Annotated in this window: 18 protein-coding genes; 7 read left to right on the top strand and 11 right to left on the bottom strand. The window is 67.1% G+C overall.

All coding sequences use genetic code 11. The annotated features are described in order from the left end of the window. Genes ABY44_RS34720 through ABY44_RS34710 form a run of 3 tightly spaced genes read right to left on the bottom strand, consistent with a single transcriptional unit; the run spans nt 1 to nt 2,955 of the window. Nucleotides 1-840: an ABC transporter permease subunit gene (locus ABY44_RS34720; RefSeq protein ID WP_027788939.1), complete on the bottom strand. Its 840-nt coding sequence runs from the start codon at nt 838-840 to the stop codon at nt 1-3. Beyond that, the gene (locus tag ABY44_RS34715) at nt 837-1,823 is read right to left on the bottom strand and encodes an ABC transporter permease subunit (RefSeq protein ID WP_060173882.1); all 987 of its coding nucleotides are present in this window, start codon (nt 1,821-1,823) and stop codon (nt 837-839) included. The genes ABY44_RS34720 and ABY44_RS34715 overlap by 4 nt, the downstream gene beginning before the upstream one ends. Nucleotides 1,824-1,833: 10 nt before the next feature. Next, a complete protein-coding gene (locus ABY44_RS34710) occupies nt 1,834-2,955 on the bottom strand; it encodes an ABC transporter ATP-binding protein (protein WP_027789883.1) in 1,122 nt (373 codons plus the stop codon). Here ABY44_RS34710 and ABY44_RS34705 point away from each other — a divergent pair. Further along, entirely contained in the window at nt 2,903-3,292 is a 390-nt protein-coding gene (locus ABY44_RS34705) for a hypothetical protein (RefSeq protein WP_160313244.1), read from the top strand. The two genes, ABY44_RS34710 and ABY44_RS34705, sit on opposite strands and share 53 nt — an antisense overlap. Nucleotides 3,293-3,466: 174 nt before the next feature. On the opposite strand, the gene ABY44_RS34700 is transcribed toward ABY44_RS34705, so the two are convergent. The 3 genes from ABY44_RS34700 to ABY44_RS34690 all read right to left on the bottom strand — a co-directional run bounded on the left by ABY44_RS34700 (nt 3,467) and on the right by ABY44_RS34690 (nt 5,207). Next, complete coding sequence (locus ABY44_RS34700; protein ID WP_060174221.1) at nt 3,467-3,934, bottom strand: nucleoside deaminase; 468 nt, start codon at nt 3,932-3,934, stop codon at nt 3,467-3,469. Nucleotides 3,935-4,046: 112 nt separating this feature from the next. Beyond that, a complete protein-coding gene (cynS, locus tag ABY44_RS34695) occupies nt 4,047-4,517 on the bottom strand; it encodes a cyanase (RefSeq protein ID WP_021160503.1) in 471 nt (156 codons plus the stop codon). Between the two features lie 30 nt (nt 4,518-4,547). After that, nucleotides 4,548-5,207: a carbonic anhydrase gene (locus ABY44_RS34690; RefSeq protein ID WP_027789886.1), complete on the bottom strand. Its 660-nt coding sequence runs from the start codon at nt 5,205-5,207 to the stop codon at nt 4,548-4,550. A 113-nt stretch (nt 5,208-5,320) separates the two neighbouring features. Here ABY44_RS34690 and cynR point away from each other — a divergent pair, with 113 nt between their 5' ends. Next, a complete protein-coding gene (gene cynR / locus ABY44_RS34685) occupies nt 5,321-6,217 on the top strand; it encodes a transcriptional regulator CynR (RefSeq protein ID WP_060174220.1) in 897 nt (298 codons plus the stop codon). Nucleotides 6,218-6,301: 84 nt separating this feature from the next. Then, a complete protein-coding gene (locus ABY44_RS34680; RefSeq protein ID WP_060174219.1) occupies nt 6,302-6,757 on the top strand; it encodes a DUF3304 domain-containing protein in 456 nt (151 codons plus the stop codon). A gap of 39 nt (nt 6,758-6,796) precedes the next feature. On the opposite strand, the gene ABY44_RS34675 is transcribed toward ABY44_RS34680, so the two are convergent. Together ABY44_RS34675 and ABY44_RS34670 are read right to left on the bottom strand one after the other, a co-directional pair. After that, on the bottom strand, nt 6,797-7,000 hold the full coding sequence (locus tag ABY44_RS34675) for a hypothetical protein (protein ID WP_027789889.1): 204 nt from the start codon (nt 6,998-7,000) through the stop codon (nt 6,797-6,799). A gap of 34 nt (nt 7,001-7,034) precedes the next feature. Further along, nucleotides 7,035-8,354 (bottom strand): DUF3422 family protein, encoded by a 1,320-nt coding sequence (locus ABY44_RS34670; protein WP_060174218.1) that lies wholly within the window; start codon nt 8,352-8,354, stop codon nt 7,035-7,037. A 161-nt stretch (nt 8,355-8,515) separates the two neighbouring features. Here ABY44_RS34670 and ABY44_RS34665 point away from each other — a divergent pair, with 161 nt between their 5' ends. Next, on the top strand, nt 8,516-9,391 hold the full coding sequence (locus ABY44_RS34665) for a LysR family transcriptional regulator (protein WP_021160509.1): 876 nt from the start codon (nt 8,516-8,518) through the stop codon (nt 9,389-9,391). On the opposite strand, the gene ABY44_RS34660 is transcribed toward ABY44_RS34665, so the two are convergent. The 3 genes from ABY44_RS34660 to ABY44_RS34650 form a co-directional block, all read right to left on the bottom strand. Then, nucleotides 9,392-9,952 (bottom strand): hypothetical protein, encoded by a 561-nt coding sequence (locus ABY44_RS34660; protein ID WP_059696053.1) that lies wholly within the window; start codon nt 9,950-9,952, stop codon nt 9,392-9,394. It abuts the gene before it with no gap. A 155-nt stretch (nt 9,953-10,107) separates the two neighbouring features. Continuing rightward, nucleotides 10,108-10,458: a hypothetical protein gene (locus ABY44_RS34655; RefSeq protein ID WP_060174217.1), complete on the bottom strand. Its 351-nt coding sequence runs from the start codon at nt 10,456-10,458 to the stop codon at nt 10,108-10,110. A gap of 226 nt (nt 10,459-10,684) precedes the next feature. Further along, entirely contained in the window at nt 10,685-11,602 is a 918-nt protein-coding gene (locus tag ABY44_RS34650) for a LysR family transcriptional regulator (protein WP_027789893.1), read from the bottom strand. A 326-nt stretch (nt 11,603-11,928) separates the two neighbouring features. Here ABY44_RS34650 and fae point away from each other — a divergent pair, with 326 nt between their 5' ends. The 3 genes from fae to ABY44_RS34635 form a co-directional block, all read left to right on the top strand. Beyond that, complete coding sequence (fae, locus tag ABY44_RS34645; protein WP_027789894.1) at nt 11,929-12,453, top strand: formaldehyde-activating enzyme; 525 nt, start codon at nt 11,929-11,931, stop codon at nt 12,451-12,453. 41 nt (nt 12,454-12,494) lie between these two features. After that, entirely contained in the window at nt 12,495-13,517 is a 1,023-nt protein-coding gene (locus tag ABY44_RS34640) for an aldo/keto reductase (RefSeq protein ID WP_060316157.1), read from the top strand. Between the two features lie 22 nt (nt 13,518-13,539). After that, nucleotides 13,540-14,945: NAD-dependent succinate-semialdehyde dehydrogenase (locus ABY44_RS34635; RefSeq protein WP_431643457.1), on the top strand; the 1,406-nt coding region annotated here is incomplete at its 3' end.

Here is a 14,945-nt window from a genome sequence, read left to right as displayed (position 1 = left end):
TCACGCCACCGCGAACGCCGCCTTCATGTCGGCCACGCGGCGCCGTTCGCGCGCGATCATCATCCGGTTCACGACGATCACGCCGATCGTCACGGCCGTGATGAACAGCGTCGCCAGCGCGTTCATCTCCGGGTTCAGCCCCAGCCGCACGCGCGAGAACACCACCAGCGGCAGCGTCGTCGACCCCGGCCCCGACAGGAACGCCGACAGCACCAGGTCGTCGATCGACAGCGTGAACGACAGCAGCCACCCCGACAGCAGCGCCTGCGAGATCAGCGGCAGCGTCACCACGAAGAACACCTTCAGCGGCGTCGCGCCCAGATCGAGCGCCGCCTCCTCCAACGACTTGTTCATCTCCTTCACGCGCGACTGCACGATGATCGCCACGTACGACACGCACAGCATCACGTGCCCGATCCAGATCGTCACCATCCCGCGCCCCTTCGGCCAGCCGAACATCTGCTCCAGCGCAACGAACAGCAACAACAGCGAGATGCCCTGGATCACTTCCGGAATCACCAGCGGCGCGTTGATCATCCCCGTGTACAGCGTGAAGCCCTTGAAACGGCCGAAGCGCGCGAGCACGAAACCCGCCCACGTGCCGATCACCACCGACGCGGTGGCCGTCAAGAGGCCGATCTTCAGCGACAGCCACGCGGCGGTCAGCAGCTCGTCGTCGTCCAGCAGCGCGCTGTACCACTTCAGCGAGAAGCCCGACCACACCGTCACCAGCTTCGACTCGTTGAACGAGTACACCACCAGGCTGATGATCGGGATGTACAGGAACAGGAAGCCGAAGGCGAGGACGCCCGTCGACAGCGGTTTGCTCGGCTTGATCATTTCGCGTCCTCCAGTTCCTTGACCTGGTAGTACTGGAACAGCGCCATCGGCACCAGCAGCAGCATCACCATCGCGACCGTCACCGCGGACGCCATCGGCCAGTCCATGTTGTTGAAGAATTCATCCCACATCACGCGCCCGATCATCAGCGTGTCGGCGCCGCCCAACAGTTCCGGAATCACGTACTCGCCCACCGCCGGGATGAACACCAGCAGGCTGCCGGCGATGATCCCGTTCTTCGACAGCGGCAGCGTGATGCGCGTGAACGCGACCCACGGCTTCGCGCCCAGGTCGTACGCGGCCTCGAGCAGCGTGAGGTCCATCTTCACGAGGTGCGCGTACAGCGGCATCACCATGAACGGCAGGTACGAATAGACCATCCCGATGTAGACGCCCGCGTCGCTGTGATAGAGGCGCAGCGGCGTGTGGATGATGCCCAGCGCGATCAGCGTGTGGTTCAGGAGGCCGTCGTCCTTCAGGATGCCGATCCATGCGTACACGCGAATCAGGAACGACGTCCAGAACGGCAGCATCACGGCCATCATCAGCACGTTGCGGCGGTTCGGTTCCGAGCGCGCGATGTAGTACGCCATCGGATAGCCGATCAGCAGGCACAGCACGGTCGACACGGCGGCCATCTTCAGCGAGCTGAGGTAGGTCGCGATGTACAGGTCGTCCTGCAGCAGGAACGCGTAGTGCGACAGCTGCAGCGCGAAGTGCACGACACCGTCCTTGATCTCGACGAGCGACGTGTACGGCGGGATGCCCATCACCTGGTCGGCGAAGCTGATCTTCAGCACCAGCACGAACGGCAGCGCGAAGAAGACTGCGAGCCACACGAACGGCACGCCGATCGCGACGCTGCGGCCCGACGGCAGGAAGCGCGACAGCATGGAGAAACGGCCCGGGCGCGATCTGCCGGCGCCGGTGCTCGCGGCGCCGGCAGACACCGGCGCGGACGGAGTGGAAGCGGAGGTTCTCATCGTGGCGTCCTCACTGCGTCAGCACGACGCCGCTGGCCGGCGACCACGACACGAACACGTCGTCGTTCCACGCCGGCGCGTTGTCGTTCATCAGGTGCGAGCTCGACAGGTTCGACACCACCGTCTTGCCGCTCGGCAGGCGCACGTGGTACAGCGAGTAGCTGCCCATGTACGCGATGTCGGTCACGACGCCGCGCGCCCAGTTGTGTTTCGAGCCCGGCTTCTCGCGCGACACGTGCACGCGCTCCGGGCGCACCGAGATGCCGACCGGCATCCCGAGCGGGCCGGTCACGCCGTGGCTCACGTACATGCGCGCTTCGAGATCGTCGCTCTCGACGAAGATGTGGTCGGGTTCGTCCTCGACCACGCGTCCTTCGAACAGGTTGGTCGAGCCGATGAATTCGGCCGAGAAACGGCTGTTCGGGTATTCGTAGACTTCGCCGGGCGAGCCGATCTGCACGATCTTGCCTTCGCTCATCACCGCGAGGCGGCTCGCCATCGTCATCGCTTCTTCCTGGTCGTGCGTGACCATCACGCAGGTCACGTCGACCTTCTCGATGATGTTCACCAGTTCGAGCTGGGTCTTCTGGCGGATCTTCTTGTCGAGCGCGGACATCGGCTCGTCGAGCAGCAGCAGCTTCGGGCGCTTGACCAGCGAGCGGGCCAGCGCGACGCGCTGCTGCTGGCCGCCGGAGAGCTGATGCGGCTTGCGCTTCGCGTACTTGCTCATCTGCACGAGCGCGAGCGCGTCGGCCACGCGCTCCCGGATCTCGTTCTTCGGCGTGCCTTCCTGCTTCAGGCCGAACGCGACGTTCGATTCGACCGTCATGTGCGGGAACAGCGCGTACGACTGGAACATCATGTTCACCGGGCGGCGGTATGGCGGCAGCGACGCGAGGTCCTCGCCGTCGACGAAGATCTTGCCGGAGGTGGCCGTCTCGAGCCCGGCGAGCATGCGCAGCAGCGTCGACTTGCCGCAGCCCGAGCTGCCGAGCAGCGCGAACAGCTCGTTCTTCGCGATCGTCAGGTTCACGTTGTCGACGGCCGTGCTGTCGCCGAATTTCTTCACGACGTTTTCGATGCGCACGAACGTGTCGTTCGGCTTGAGCATGTTCGTCGTCGGTCGATGCATCGCATCAGGTGTACTGAATGAATCCCGTTTCATGATGGTCCGTTTCAAGCAGGTAAGCGAATCTCAGGCGTCACGCGCGACCGGCGGCAGTCGGGCGGTGCTGGCGGAGAGGGATCGAGCGATTCCTCGTCCGGAACGAATGGCGCAACGAAACAGGCAGGGAAAACGCACGGCGATCGATGGCGATCAGTCGCGAACGACCGCGGCCACCGCGCTGGCTGTCATGAAGATTTCATCGGTTTTCATCGGGCTTTCCGCACGTTTTCGTCGTCTCCAGTGCGAATTTTTAAACCCGTCAAAAACCTTTTGGATCGCGGATTTCCGTTCCGGACATTGATCGGGATCGATGTTTGGGAAGGTGGGAAAACGGGGGCACGACCCGCCTCGCGCGGCAGCGCGGGCGCCCCGGCGGCACGGGCGCCGCCGGACGACACGGAAGACGAAACGGAGGGTGGGGAAAACGAGCAGCCGGGCGGCTGCAACGCGCGGCCTGGGCGCCGCGCGGGTCACATCACTTCGCGTTCAGTTCCTTCCAGCGCCGGTACACGTCGATCGCGCCGCCGTGCTTCTGCTGCACCATCGGCAGCCGGCGCGCCTCGATCGGCTTCGCATATTCGGCATAGAACGTGTCGAGCTCGAAATACTTGCGGTCGTCGCGGTAGAACGGCGCGTAGTCCTCGCGCGTGGTGATGTAGATCACGCGTTTCGGGCTGCAGTAGTACAGCGAGCCGAGGCACATCGGGCACGGGCTCGCGAGAATGTAGATCTCGCAGTCGGTCAGGTGCTCGGTGCCGAGCTTGCGGCACGCGTCGCGCACCGCGAGGATCTCGGCGTGCGCGGTCGGGTCGCTGGTTTGCGCGACGAGGTTCGGGCTCTCCGCGACGATCTCGCCGTCGCGGACGATCACCGTCGCGAACGGACGGCCGCCCTCTTCCACGTTCTGCATCGCAAGATCGATCGTGCGTTTCACAAAATCCATGGCTGTGTCCTCATCGAAACGGCATGGCGGAAACGTGCGCCGGCCGGCGGCCGATGCACGTCGGGCGAGAGCCTGCACGGCACCGCTGCCGCGGTGCGGCGCCGCGCCGGCGTCAGAACGGCTTGGTCGGCAGGTATTTGCCGTCGAGCGTGATCACCGCGCGCGAACCGCCCTCGGGATCGTCGACCTTCTTCACGTCGAGCCGGAAATTGATCGCGCTGATGATGCCGTCGCCGAACTTCTCGTGGACAAGTGCCTTCAGCGTCGTGCCGTACACCTGCAGCATTTCGTAGAAGCGGTAAATCGTCGGGTCGGTCGGCACGCGATCGTCGATGCTGCCGCGCAGCGGGATCGTCTGCAGCAGCAGCACCGCATCGTCGTCGAGGCCGAGCTTGTCGGCGACATTGCGCGCCGCATCGGCCGGCAGCGCATGCTGGCCGAGCAGCGCGGCCGTCACGAACGCTTCGCTCAGGCCCGTGCCTTCGGTGAGCTGCGCGAACGACAGGTTCTTGCGCGCCTTCGCGAGAACGACGGTCTCCGCGAGCGCGTGGCGGGCGGTCTGGCTGTGCTGGGACTGGATCATGGCAATTCCTCGTGGGTAGGTTGGAGCGATTCACGCCGCGACAGGAAGCGTCGCGGGTGTGGCGCGGACCTCGGGATGGTCCGCCAGGGAGACGAACCGGCCGGTCGCGCCGTCATGGGCGTCGATGCAGCCCGATTCGATGTCGTAGACCCAGCCGTGCAGCGCGAGCCGCCCCTCTTCGAGCGCGAGCCGCACGGCGGGGTGCGTCTTCAGGTTCGCCAGTTGCGCGACGACGTTCTCGCGCACCATCGAGTCGATCCGCTCGCGTTCGCTGCGATGCGTGCGCGCCTCGTTCACGACGCGCGCCGAATCGGCATAACGCAGCCAGTGGCCGACGGCCGGCATGTGGTCCATGCACTGGCAGGTGGCAATCGCGGTCATCGCGCCGCAATCGGAATGGCCGCAGATCACGACGTCGGTCACGCGCAGCGCGGCCACCGCGTATTCGACGGACGCCGATACGCCGCCCGGCTCGGGGCCGTACGACGGCACGATGTTGCCGGCATTGCGGATCACGAACAGGTCGCCCGGTTCGCGCTGCGTGACGAGTTCGGGCACGAGCCGGCTGTCCGAGCACGAGATGAACAGCGCGCGCGGATGCTGGCTGCGCGCGAGATCGCGGAACAGCGTGGCGCGCGCCGGATACGCGTCGCGCTGGAACTTCAGGAAGCCTTCGATGATGTCCTTCATCGCGTGTTCTCCGGTGCGGATGGAATCGATGAAGGGCAGGTTACGCCGGACTTCCAATAAGGTAAAAGACTGATTTATGATCTACCGGATAAGCAGGACTTATAGGAACCGCCATGCTGCTGCGCCATATCCACTACTTCCTCGCCGTCGCCGAACATCGCAGCTTCACGCGCGCGGCCGCCGCGCTGCATGTGTCGCAGCCGGCGCTGTCCCAGCAGATCCGCCAGCTCGAGGAGACGCTCGGCGCGCAGCTGTTCGACCGCACCGGGCGCGTGACGCGGTTGACCGACGCCGGCGACGTGTATTTCCGCTATGCGCGGCAGGCGCTGCACGATCTCGCGGAAGGCCGGAGCGCCATTCACGACGTGCAGGATCTCAGCCGCGGCGCGCTGCGGATCGCGGTCACGCCGACCTTCACGAGCTATCTCGTCGGGCCGCTGGTCGAGGCGTTTCACGGCCGCTATCCGGATGTGTCGCTGTCGGTGCGCGAGATGTCGCAGGAACGCATCGAGGCGCTGCTCGTCGACGACGAGCTCGATGTCGGCATCGCGTTCGACGAAGTGCAGACGGCGGATCTCGAAGCGCAACCGCTTCTGGTCGAAACGCTCGCGCTCGTCGTGAGCCGCCGGCATGCGCTCGCCGGAAAACGCAAGGCCGGCCTGCGCGCGCTGCACGACGCGTCGCTCGTGCTGCTCACGGCCGAATTCGCGACACGCGTGCAGATCGACCGCTATTTCCGCGAGCACGACGTGCGGCCGCGCGTGTCGATGGAAGCGAATTCGCTGGGGGCCGTGATCGAGATCGTGCGCCGCACGAACCTCGCGACGCTGCTGCCCGCGACGATCGCGAGCGGCCACGACGATCTCGCCGCCGTCGCGCTCGATCCGGCCGTCCTGCGGCGTACGGCCGTGCTGCTGCAACGCAAGGGGGCGTACCGGAGCGCGGCCGCGCGCGCGTTCGTCGAACTGGCGCTGGCGCATGGGGCGGGGCCTGTCAGGCGCGCGCGATGACCTCGGCCGCCGGGGTGCACGGCACGCGCCCTGGCGCTACCGGCAACCGATCGTGCCGCCGAACCGACTCACTGGAACACCGACATGCCGAACCTGCTACGCCGCCTGACACTCAACCCGGTCGCCGTCGCGGCATTGCTGGCGGGCGCGGCCTGGTGGATCCACGCACAGACGCGCGCCGACGGCCCGTATCGCGTCGTGGGGTTCAACTACACCGATCGTGGTGTCTACAGTTTCGTGGTGGATGGCTTCGGCGCGGGCAGCGTGCACGCGCGCCAGTTCGGCGGCGGGGGCGGCACGATGTGCTGCATGAGCGTGCCGCGCGGCAAGAAGACCTGGCACGTCAGGATCACGTACGATCTGACGCCTGAAGAAGACGCCCGGAACCAGGCGCCCGACATCGTCGAAACCGACGTCGCCGTGCCGGCTTTGCCGAACCGGCGCGACGGTTACATCGAGTTCCATTTTCTACCCGGCCGCAAGATCGACGCCCGATGGGTGGCGTACCCGACGATGCCGCGCATGCGCGCCACCGGGTGACCGGGAAGGGACTGCGCAGCCCACCCGCCCGGCGCTGCGTCAGTTGTAACCGAGAATCGCCACCGCCGCGACGTCCGGCCGATCGATCGTATTCCCGACGAGCGACGTCATCGGCTCCTGCAGCACGGCCTGATACGACGTCACGCGCGCGGCCTCCGGCACGCCCGCGTCATCCGGTGCCGGTTCGTCGAACGCGGCATCGAAACCGCTGTAAAACCCCGGTTGCTTCTGCGAAAAAGTCATCTCCACTCCTTTACCTGATCATGTTTTCGATGTTCTAGCCGACCTGCTTCAACGCTGCCGCATGCACCGCCGCGCCGTCATGTGCGGCTTCCGATCGCGCCAGCTGCGCGCGCGTGCGCCGCGTGATGTGAATCACCGCGAACACGACCGGCGCGATCAGCAGGCCTTCCGCCAGTTCGGGATCGACCGGCAGGTTCATCACGTGCAGCGCCTTGAACGCCGCCGTCGCGAGCGACAGCACGTAGTACGAAATGGCTGCCACCGACAGCCCCTCGACCGCGTGCTGTAGATGCAGCTGGTTGCGCGCGGTGCGCTCCATCCCCGCCAGCAAACGCGTTACGTCCTTTTCCTGCGCGAGGTTCACGCGCGTGCGCAGCAGGTCGACCGCTCGCGCGATCCGCGCGGCGATCTGCTCGTGGCGCGCCCATACGCTGCGACAGGTTTCCATCGCCGGCGCGAAACGCCGCTCCATGAATTCGGCGATCGTCGGCATCCCTTCGATGCGTTCCTCGCGCAACTCGTGGATGCGCGCCAGCACGAGCTTCTCGTACGCCCGCGACGCACTGAAGCGCGCGCCCGATCCCGACAACGACTCGACCCGTACCGCCAGATGCGTGAGCTTGACGAGCAGCGCGGTGTCGTCGCCGTCGGCGCCGCTCGCGTCCATCCGCTGCATCAGTGCATGGAGCGCCGCGTGGATCTCGTCGAGCTCGCGGCTCATCCGGCGCGCGACGGGCAGCGCCAGCAGGGCCATCATCCGGTACGTCTCGATTTCATGCAGGCGCTGCAGCAGGCGGCCGCCCTGCTCCTCGCGGAAATCCTCGTCGACGACGAGAAAGCGCATGAAACCGTCGTCGCGCACATGCCAGTCGCAGAACACCTTGCCGCCGCCGAGCACGTTGCTGCCGACAAGCGCGGGCCCGTCGATCCAGCGGCGCAGGTCGCCGCAGACGAGCCGCGCGGCGTCGCCCGTGAGCAGCTCCATGCGCACCGCGACGAAGCGGATGCCGGCAAGCCGCGCGAACCACGCGGCCGGAATGCCCTCGATCGCGAGATCGTCGAAATAACCGGTGTCGCGGCGCGGCGCGACGAACGTGAAGGTCGAGAATTCGGTGTGGCGCTCCCACTTCAGGTGCCAGCCGCTCGGCGACTGCACCGCGTAGTGCGTCGCGCCTTCGTGCGGCGCGGCGATGCCGGTATCGCGGCACAGCGCGTGCAGCAGCGTTTCGTGGATGTCGGGCTGGCCGTCCGCATAGATCGCGTAATGCGTGAGCGACACGGCTTCGGCGAGCCGCAGGAACGGCCGGGCATGCAATTCCGCGGCCAGCGCCGCGCGCAACGGATGGTCCATCATCGATACACCACGCTTCCCTGTTCAGTCCCGCACGCCGGATCGTCCGGCCCGAACGCCGCGCCGCCCTCGGGCGAAACATCAGCGTGATCGCACTATGGCAGACACACAGCAACAATAAAAACGCATAATGCTGATCGTTACGTTCAGTTTTCCTGATACCCATGAAGATGCTCGATCACGACGTGCTGGCTACCGTCGTCGCCGTCGCGGAGACCGGCAACATGACCCGCGCGGCCGAGGCCGTGAACCGTTCGCAGTCGGCCGTGAGCATGCAGATCAAGAGCCTGGAAGACGCGATCGGGCGGCCGCTGTTCGTGCGCAAGCCGCGCAGCATCGTGCTGACGCGCGAAGGCGAGGTGCTGCTGGGATTCGCCAGACGAATGCTGGCGCTGCGCGACGAGGCCTGGGCGGCCGTGGTGCGGCCGGAAGTGACCGGCAAGGTCGTGATCGGCGTGCCGGACGACTATGCGTCGTCGCTGCTGCCGTCGGTGCTGAAGAAATTCTCGGCGACCTACCCGAAGGTCGAGATCCAGGTGATGGGGCTGCCGAGCAGCGCGCTCGCGCCGCTGATCAAGGAAGGCACCGTCGATCTCGTCTGCGGCACGCGCATCAAGGGGCTGTCCGGCGACTTCATCCGCCACGAGCCGATGGCGTGGGCCGCGATGACGAACGGGCCGCGCGTGTGGGAAGAGCGGCCGCTGCCGATCGCCGTGTTCATGCCGGGCAGCGTCGCGCGCGAGAACGCGATCCGCAGCCTCGAACGCGCGAAGGTGCCGTACCGCACCTCGTATGAAAGCCCGAGCCTGCTCGGGCTGCTCAGCATGGTCGAGGCCGGCCTCGCGGTCGCGCCGCTCGCGCGCTGCGCGATTCCCGCGCAACTGTCGATGCTCGGCCGCGCGCACGGGCTGCCCGACCTGCCGCCGCTCGAACTGATTCTCGCGCGCAGCACGAAATCGAAGCGGCCGCCGTGCGACTTTCTCGCGGAACAGTTGATGGAAGACCTGCAGCGTCAGACCGGGCAGACCGGCGACGCGTGATCAGCGCATCGCGCCGAACCCGGCCGCGCCCAGCGCCGCGTTGACGTTCGCGGCCACCTGATCGACAAGCGCCTCCAGCGTATCGCCGCATACCTGCGTGTGTTCCGGTGCGACGTGCTCCGCGCGTTGCCAGCCCCACTGCGCGCCCGACGCGACCGACAGCGTCGCGCCGAAGCGGTTGCCGTGGCGGCGGCCGAAGGTGCTCACGCGCCGCCCGGCCACGTAGTCCTGTTCGGGCAGGCAAAGCCGGATCTCGACCGCGACCTGGTCGCGATCGTTGACGCGCGCGGCCGGGCTGACCGTCGCGGCGAACACCTTGCCGATCCGCCAGGTCACGTCGCGCTCCCACGCCGCGAGCGGCCCGCCGGCCGCGTCGACCCGCTCGGTGTCCACCGACCACTGATGCCGGTCGGGCACGACGATCGCCTGATGCAACAGCATTTCGGCCACGCGCACCGTCGTCACGAGCTGACGCGCGAGTTGCTGGCCCGACGGCAGCGACGCCGTCCGTACCCGGCCGTTTGCCGGCTGCACGACAGGTACTGCTTCCAATAGATCCATGACTCCTCCGCATGCAGGATCGGCGCCGCGCACGCAGCATCGCGCGCCTGTCCGCCGCCTGAGGGCGGACAGCACGGCGACCGGCGATCGGACGGCGGATCGGACAAGCCATCAAGGAACGAACCACAACCCACGAGCAACAGCCGTTCCCAACTTCACCGTGCCTTCGGCCCGACGCGCAACCGGCGCGCGACCGGCCCGATCACCGCATCGGCCTGCTGCGCGATCAACATGTGCAGCGTGAAATCCAGGTCTTCCGGCGCGATGTCGAAGCGCACGTGCACCACGTCGCGCACGGCACGCGCGCTGACGACGTACACGCCGAGCGGGGAATGCAGCAGCGCCGCGAGCCGCGCATGCGCGTGTTCTCCGGAGTCGGCCGTCAGCGTGACGGGCAACTGCAGGCGCGGGCGCGGCGGCGGGAACGGAATGACGTTGTCGGGTTCGCCGGCGCGCAACTGGCGGCCGGCGACATCGAAGGCGGGAACGGGATGAATGAAGGTCATGGAGCGGACGGAGGCCGTCTCGTCTGTTCGACACGTCCCCAGCTTAGAAGAGACCGCATAAACGTCGTGCAAAAAAACGGGCCGCCCGTGCAAAAAACGGCACGGGGGACACAACACGTCAACGGCCAGCGGCATGGCGGCCGGCCGTGCGGTCGCGATGCGCGCGCCGCGACCGCCCGCCACCCGCCACGGTTCGCGCCAATCAAACCGTGCGCCGGCCGCCGCGCTACGCGAACGCTTCGAGCGACGCGCGCCGCCGCTCGTCGACCATCGATTCGATCAGCGACACCAGATCGTCGGTCAGCGGATCGCAGATGCCCGGCGAGCGATGCAGTTCGAGATCGGCCGCCGGCAGCAGCGGCAGCCCGTCCGTCTCGTCGAGCACGCGCCAGTTCTCGGGCAGCGTGCAGCGGTCGATCATCGTCACGGCCGCGCCGTGGTTCACCGCGATCTTGATGCCGGTCGGGCTCTGGCTCGTATAGACGACGTGATACGGCCGCCCGGCCGTCGCGAGCGCCTGCAGCCCGCGCTGCCGGTAGCAGCACGTCTCCGGAAACAGCGCGAGCGGCACCGACGCCTGCGGGCCGAGCACGAAATCGCGGTGCGCGGCCCACACGACATCGTGACGGCCGAGCAGCCGCCCGCCCGCGTTCGGCCCGTGCCGCACGACGAGCGCGACGTCGAGCTCGCCGGCCTGCAGCCGTTCGAGCAGTTCGAGCGACGTGCGGCAATGCACGTGAAAGCGCGCACCCGGCCGCATCGCATAGAACGACTTCAGCAGGTCGGGCAGCCACAGCTCCGCGTAGTCCTCCGGCAGCCCGAAGCGCACGACGCCGCGATCGCTGCTCGCCTGCTTCAGCGCGAGGATCGCGTCGTTCTGCACCTGGATGATGCGGCGCGCATGGATCAGGAAATTCTCGCCGTCGCGTGACAGTTCGAGCCGTCGGCTGTTGCGCATGAACAGGTGCGTGTCGAGCCGCTCCTCGAGCGTGCGGATGCGCAGGCTGATCGTCGACTGCGTGCGATGCAGTTGCCGGGCCGCCGCGGTGAAGCCGCCGCTCTCGACCACGGCGACGAATGCGCGGATCAGTTCCGGATCGAGCGAACTGAGCTTCGACCAATCGGGCCTTTGAATGGCAGCCATCGGAATTACTCGCTTTCGAAAAAAGAAGGGAAGACGAAAGATAGGGCTCGGAGTACGCCGATTGTTGTCCGGATGCGCCCGGCGCTCCAACCCCTGCCCGGGTATGACAAACCCGGAGCCGGTTCGCGAACGAGCACCCGCCAGTTCCGCCCCGCCCGCCGTCACGACACCGGCCGAGGCCCGCCCGGCGGGCGTCCGCGTGACAGGCCCAGGGCTTTCCCGGAGACGACGAAAACTCATAGCCCGATCAGAAAACATCGATTCACCGGCCGCGCCGCGGCCCACCACAATCGCCTCACACCCAACCTCATCGACGAGACATCGCAATGACCGCATCCCAACCCAGGCAGCTTTACATCGGCGAAGGCTTCGAAGGCCCCGGCGTCAACCTCGCGCACATCAACGTGCTGGTCGGCCCGCGCAACGGCCCCGCGGGCCAGGCGTTCGCCACGGCCCTCGCGACGCCGTCGGCCGGCCATGCGCCGTTCGTCGTGATCGCGCAGCCGGGCGTGCCGACCAAGCCGCTTACGCTGTACGTCAACAAGGCGCAGATCGCCGGCGATTTCCACGGCAACGCCACGTGGGGCGCGTCGCAGGCCGGCATCGCGAAGGCCGTGGCCGAAGCGCTCGAGAACGGCACGCTGCCGCCCGAAGCGGAGAACGACTGGGTCGTCGTGTCGGCGAACTGGGTGAACCCGCAGACCGACGATCTCGATGCCGTGTTCGAGAACAACTATCGCGCGTGCCGCACCGCGATCGTCGCCGCGATGGAAGGGCTGCCGCATCGCGATGCGGTATTCGCCGCCGCGCGCGACGTGTCGAACCCGTTCTACACCCCGAAGAAAAACTGAAGACGACAAGCGGCCGACACAAGGCCGCACCTGGAGGAAGCATGGAATACGTCCGCCTCGGCCAGTCCGGCCTGAAGGTGTCCCGCCTGTGTCTCGGCACGATGAACATGGGCACCCCCGACTGGAAACCCTGGATCTTCGACGAAGCGCAGAGCGAGCCGATCGTGCGCCGTGCGCTCGACGCCGGCGTGAACTTCATCGACCTCGCCGATTTCTATTCGACGGGCGTCGGCGAGGAAGTGGTCGGCCGCATCCTGAAGCGCAACGCGCGTCGCGAGGAGCTCGTCGTGACGACCAAGGTCGGCTACGACATGGGCAGCTACCCGAACGCGGGCGGCCATTCGCGCAAGCACGTGCTCGACGGCATCGACGCTTCGCTGACGCGGCTCGGGATGGATTACGTCGACATCTTCATGCTGCACTTCTTCGACGTGAACACGCCCGTCGAGGAAACGATGAGCGCGCTGCACGACATCGTGCGCGCGGGCAAGGCGCGTTATATCGGCGTATCGACGATGTACACGTGGCAGTTCGCGAAAATCATGCAGGCCTGCGAACGAAACGGCTGGGACAAGCCGATCAACATGCAGCTGCAGCTGAACCTCGCGTATCGCGAGGAGGAGCGCGAGATGGTGCCGTACTGCATCGACCAGGGCGTCGGCGTTTCGGTGTTCAGCCCGCTCGCGCGCGGCCTGCTGACCTGCGAGCCGCAATCGACGCGCAACCAGACCGACTTCTTCACCGCGCAGATGTACGGCGATGCCTCATCGCTCGCGATCGCGGAATCGGTCGCGAAGGTCGCGAAGCGCCGCGGCGTACCGCCCGCGCAGATCGCGCAGGCGTGGGTGCTGAGCCGCCCCGGCGTCGCGAGCATGCTGGTCGGCGCGGATTCCGTCGCGCAGTTCGACAGCGCGCTCGGCGCGCTCGAGACACAGCTCACCGAAGAGGAATTGCACGAACTGGAGCGCAACTACACGCCGTGCGACCTGATCAACGACTACACGGCCGGCAAGCGCATCGCGCGCGCGTCGCGTCCGGCGCAGGGCAGTTTCGCGACGGACTGAGGCACTGAAGGAACGACACACGATGAACGAATTTCTGAGGACCGGCCATTACATCGGCGGCGAATGGCACGAACCGCATGGCGCGAGCGATGCGACCTATCCGGTGCTGAACCCCGCGACCGGCGAAACGATCGCGAAAGTCGCGAAAGGCGGCGCCGACGACACGCAGCGCGCCATCGACGCGGCCGCGCACGCGTTCCCGGCGTGGCGCGCACTGACCGCGAAGGAGCGCGGCGCACGCGTGAAGCGCTGGGGTGAGCTGATGCTCGAACATCGCGACGCGCTCGCCGGGCTGCTGACGCGCGAGCAAGGCAAGCCGCTCGCGGAAGCGCGCGGCGAAGTCGCCTACGCGGCGAGCTTTCTCGAATGGTTTGCGGAAGAAGCGAAGCGCATGTACGGCGACGTGATCCCAAGCCCGAAGCCGGATGCGCAGATCGTCGTCACGCGCGAGCCGGTCGGCGTCGTCGCGGCGATCACGCCGTGGAATTTCCCGCTCGCGATGATCACGCGCAAGGCCGGCCCCGCGCTCGCGGCCGGCTGCACGATGGTGCTGAAGCCGTCGGAGGAAACGCCGCTGTCGGCGTTCGCGCTCGCGGTGCTCGCCGAGCGCGCGGGCGTGCCGGCCGGCGTGTTCAACGTCGTGTCGGGCGACGCGGTCGCGATCGGCGAGACGCTGACGAGTTCGCCCGTCGTGCGCAAGCTGTCGTTCACGGGCTCGACGCGGGTCGGCAAGCTGCTCGCGAAGCAGTCGGCCGACACGCTGAAGAAGCTGTCGCTCGAACTCGGCGGCAACGCGCCGTTCATCGTGTTCGACGATGCCGATCTCGATGCGGCGGTCGCGGGTGCGATCGCGTCGAAGTTCCGCAACACGGGCCAGACCTGCGTGTGCGTGAACCGCTTTCTCGTGCAGGACGGCGTGTACGACGCATTCACGCGCAAGCTCGCGGACGCCGTGCGCACGCTGCGCGTCGGCAACGCGCTCGCGGGTGAGGTCGACCAGGGGCCGCTGATCAACGAGGCGGCGCTCGGCAAGGTCGAGCGGCACGTGGCCGATGCGGTCGCGAAGGGCGCGCACACGCTCACCGGCGGCAAGCGTCATGGGCTCGGCGGCACGTTCTACGAGCCGACCGTGCTGACCGGCATGACGGCCGACATGCTGATCGCCGAAGAGGAAACCTTCGGCCCCGTCGCCGGCTGCTTCCGCTTCACGACCGAGGAAGAGGCCGTCGCCGCGGCCAACGATACGCCGTTCGGGCTGTCCGCGTACTTCTATACGCGCGATCTCGGCCGCGCGTGGCGCGTGTCGGGTGCGCTGGAAAGCGGAATGGTCGGCGTCAACGACGGGATCATCTCGACCGAAGTCGCGCCGTTCGGCGGCGTCAAGCAATCGGGGCTCGGCCGCGAGGGCTCGAAGTACGGCCTCGACGA

Origin of the sequence: Burkholderia sp. ZZQ-2, assembly GCF_050768715.1 — a bacterium.
Taxonomy (GTDB): domain Bacteria; phylum Pseudomonadota; class Gammaproteobacteria; order Burkholderiales; family Burkholderiaceae; genus Burkholderia; species Burkholderia cepacia.
The sequence above is the reverse complement of the archived record's forward strand: the minus strand, read 5'-3'. Positions and strand labels throughout refer to the sequence as shown.

Coding starts and splice junctions, on each gene's coding strand:
- ABY44_RS34720 (WP_027788939.1), bottom strand. CDS start 840: ATGATCAAGCCGAGCAAACCGCTGTCGACGGGCGTCCTCGCCTTCGGC.
- ABY44_RS34715 (WP_060173882.1), bottom strand. CDS start 1,823: ATGAGAACCTCCGCTTCCACTCCGTCCGCGCCGGTGTCTGCCGGCGCC.
- ABY44_RS34705 (WP_160313244.1), top strand. CDS start 2,903: ATGCGCACGAACGTGTCGTTCGGCTTGAGCATGTTCGTCGTCGGTCGA.
- ABY44_RS34710 (WP_027789883.1), bottom strand. CDS start 2,955: ATGCATCGACCGACGACGAACATGCTCAAGCCGAACGACACGTTCGTG.
- ABY44_RS34700 (WP_060174221.1), bottom strand. CDS start 3,934: ATGGATTTTGTGAAACGCACGATCGATCTTGCGATGCAGAACGTGGAA.
- cynS (WP_021160503.1), bottom strand. CDS start 4,517: ATGATCCAGTCCCAGCACAGCCAGACCGCCCGCCACGCGCTCGCGGAG.
- ABY44_RS34690 (WP_027789886.1), bottom strand. CDS start 5,207: ATGAAGGACATCATCGAAGGCTTCCTGAAGTTCCAGCGCGACGCGTAT.
- cynR (WP_060174220.1), top strand. CDS start 5,321: ATGCTGCTGCGCCATATCCACTACTTCCTCGCCGTCGCCGAACATCGC.
- ABY44_RS34680 (WP_060174219.1), top strand. CDS start 6,302: ATGCCGAACCTGCTACGCCGCCTGACACTCAACCCGGTCGCCGTCGCG.
- ABY44_RS34675 (WP_027789889.1), bottom strand. CDS start 7,000: ATGACTTTTTCGCAGAAGCAACCGGGGTTTTACAGCGGTTTCGATGCC.
- ABY44_RS34670 (WP_060174218.1), bottom strand. CDS start 8,354: ATGATGGACCATCCGTTGCGCGCGGCGCTGGCCGCGGAATTGCATGCC.
- ABY44_RS34665 (WP_021160509.1), top strand. CDS start 8,516: ATGAAGATGCTCGATCACGACGTGCTGGCTACCGTCGTCGCCGTCGCG.
- ABY44_RS34660 (WP_059696053.1), bottom strand. CDS start 9,952: ATGGATCTATTGGAAGCAGTACCTGTCGTGCAGCCGGCAAACGGCCGG.
- ABY44_RS34655 (WP_060174217.1), bottom strand. CDS start 10,458: ATGACCTTCATTCATCCCGTTCCCGCCTTCGATGTCGCCGGCCGCCAG.
- ABY44_RS34650 (WP_027789893.1), bottom strand. CDS start 11,602: ATGGCTGCCATTCAAAGGCCCGATTGGTCGAAGCTCAGTTCGCTCGAT.
- fae (WP_027789894.1), top strand. CDS start 11,929: ATGACCGCATCCCAACCCAGGCAGCTTTACATCGGCGAAGGCTTCGAA.
- ABY44_RS34640 (WP_060316157.1), top strand. CDS start 12,495: ATGGAATACGTCCGCCTCGGCCAGTCCGGCCTGAAGGTGTCCCGCCTG.